Origin of the sequence: Bradyrhizobium sp. URHD0069 (assembly GCF_000701345.1) — a bacterium.
In the GTDB taxonomy this organism is placed as follows: domain Bacteria; phylum Pseudomonadota; class Alphaproteobacteria; order Rhizobiales; family Xanthobacteraceae; genus Bradyrhizobium.
The window spans coordinates 1-2158 of the sequence record NZ_JNIJ01000115.1 but is presented as its reverse complement, the minus strand read 5'-3'; the positions used below and the strand labels follow the sequence as shown (position 1 = coordinate 2158).

General features: G+C 57.4%; 3 protein-coding genes. All 3 read right to left on the bottom strand.

Annotation, left to right across the window (positions count from 1 at the left end; translation table 11 throughout):
* Positions 1-155: 155 nt before the first annotated feature.
* Positions 156-311: a hypothetical protein gene (locus N554_RS40595; RefSeq protein ID WP_156041818.1), complete on the bottom strand. Its 156-nt coding sequence runs from the start codon at positions 309-311 to the stop codon at positions 156-158.
* 10 nt (positions 312-321) lie between these two features.
* Positions 322-534 carry a DUF3072 domain-containing protein gene (locus N554_RS0130440; protein WP_029586891.1) on the bottom strand — a complete coding sequence of 71 codons (213 nt, stop codon included), beginning with the start codon at positions 532-534 and terminating at the stop codon, positions 322-324.
* Positions 535-804: 270 nt separating this feature from the next.
* Positions 805-978 carry a hypothetical protein gene (locus N554_RS40590; protein WP_156042202.1) on the bottom strand — a complete coding sequence of 58 codons (174 nt, stop codon included), beginning with the start codon at positions 976-978 and terminating at the stop codon, positions 805-807.
* Positions 979-2158 lie beyond the last annotated feature (1180 nt).

Genomic DNA, 2158 nt, shown 5'->3' with positions numbered 1-2158 from the left:
ATCGCGCAATGATGTAACCCCACACCCTTCCACCCGCCGAGGTCTGCGAGAGGATGAGAAGAGATGGAGGATCGGCCTTCCCGGCGCATGCGAACGCCAGTGACCATCCATTCTCTAGTGTTTCCTTCGACGTTTTATTCTACCGGCAGGCACGGCTACTTCCGCTCCGCCATCTGCTTCTTAAGGTCGTCGATAAAATGTTGTGCGCCTTCCTGGGTAAGGAGCTCGCCCGATTTGTCCGGCACATTCGCTTTCTGACAGAGGCTTTTGATTTCGTCCCGCTGCTCCTCAGTCATCATCGGTTCTTCCATGGCACGCTCCCTACGCAACGTTGGCCTTCTCACGCATCTCGTCTATCAACTTCGAGGCTTCCGCCTTCGTCAGGCTGTCGTCGAATAGCTCGGGAGTGCCCGCTTGCTCGCACAGGGTTTTCAGATACGACGCCTGCGCTCCGGTCATCGGGTCATCACCCGATACCCACTCGTCGGGATTTTTTTGCGTGTTATCGGGTGGTTCCGTTTTCGGATTACTCATGATGAAGCTCCTTCTTTGGAGCGGGTAACGAAGCCGTTCGCGGAATGTTCCGTGGGCCTAGAGGCCGCGCTCAAATGGCGATCGTGGAGGAAGGCCCGGTACGCGCCGGTGCACATGATCAAGCTGACCGTGACGCGGGAGATTACGCCTTATCGGTGGGTGCATCCGGACGAAGGAGCGGTAGCGCTGGCGATGAAGCGCGGCAAATATGTAGCCTTCAATAGCCAAGAAACGGCCCCAGCGCGGGGGCCAAGCTCAAGGTTCGCTGGGTTAGCGGCCGAAGAACAACCACAGCAAGATGATGATGGGAATAGGCACTCCCAGCAGCCAGAGTAGGATTCCGCGGCCCATATTCGCCTCCATGAACAACGGCCCCAGCGCAGGGGGAGAGCTGAGGCCGTTGGGGTAGGTGACTGTGCCGACCGGCAGGAACGGCACATCCATACAATTCGCCAGCCCGAAAACCGTTCCCGCAGTGGCTTCAATTTGAATTGACGGATAACCTGAGTGGCGGCAAAATTATCATATGGGCCAAGCTGAACGACCGACCTGCCCCAAGTGCGGGGCCTTCTTGATCCTAGCGCTGCCTCCTGGTGGCAAGGGACCGCGCAAGCTCCAGTGCTTCGAATGTGATGGCCCAGATCCACTGAAAACCGATAAGGCAATGGGCTGGTTAAAGGGCGAGCTTCAGCCGCCGAAGTAAGGCGCTGATCATAATCATAGTGGTTGTGTGAAGGGCCGGCTCGGCCTGTTTCAACCATCGGGTTGGCCTAAGTTCAAAATGATAGCGGTCCTTGAGTTGGTTAAGGGCCCGACAAGCGCCTAATGGCGGGATGTCAATATGTCGAGTTTTTGAAAACGCTGCCGACCAAGAGTAAGGCCGCGAGCGGCCTATTTCGGCCAGTACCACATAAGAGAACCCCGCCAGGCTTTGGGGGCTCGGGCGGGGTTCACACTGGACGCCTGGGTCGGAGGGCAGTGGGCGCGCCCAGTGCGTAGTTCTTAACCGCCCCTTCGCCCTGCGTTTTGAAAAAACGCAAGTCCTAAGCACAAAAGTTCAGCTCTCAAACTGAGACACTACCGAACGACGGCGCCGCCTCAGTTGGCGGCCTCTTTCAACCGCACCATGCGCCGTGACGAGGATGAGCCGATGCCGAGCAAGGAACGAGAGATTTACCGCAGCGAAAACGGTGACCAATGGCTACTATGCCGTGACGACAATCAGGTATTCGTTCTGCACAGGGCAACGAGCCTTCTGGCGGTAAGCTCACCCGCATCGAGCTGGGGGAGTTTCTGCGAAAAGGCAATGCTGGGCCCGAGCATCAAGCGCTCGTCCGACTGATCGGCAGTTTAGTCGACAATGAATAAAGCTTCCCCTGAGATCGCCGCCTTACGTCTGGGTGTGTCCGGACGAGGAGCGGTAAGCTCAAGGCTTTTTCTTTTTGGGAGCGCCACGGAACGAACTCAACCGGCGTCCCGTTGGCTTCTGTCACGGAAAAAGGGGGAGGGTAAGCAATGGCTCAGAAAGCCAATCTCACTCCGGTCGACAAGTATGAGTCGGATCGCCGGGAGGCCGAGAGGCTCGACCTGGAAAAGCATGCGCGATTGGAAGCAGGTTTGATCG

Bases quoted from the DNA above. Each gene is read 5' to 3' on its own strand.
- N554_RS40590 (WP_156042202.1), bottom strand. From the start codon at position 978: ATGGATGTGCCGTTCCTGCCGGTCGGCACAGTCACCTACCCCAACGGC.
- N554_RS40595 (WP_156041818.1), bottom strand. From the start codon at position 311: ATGGAAGAACCGATGATGACTGAGGAGCAGCGGGACGAAATCAAAAGC.
- N554_RS0130440 (WP_029586891.1), bottom strand. From the start codon at position 534: ATGAGTAATCCGAAAACGGAACCACCCGATAACACGCAAAAAAATCCC.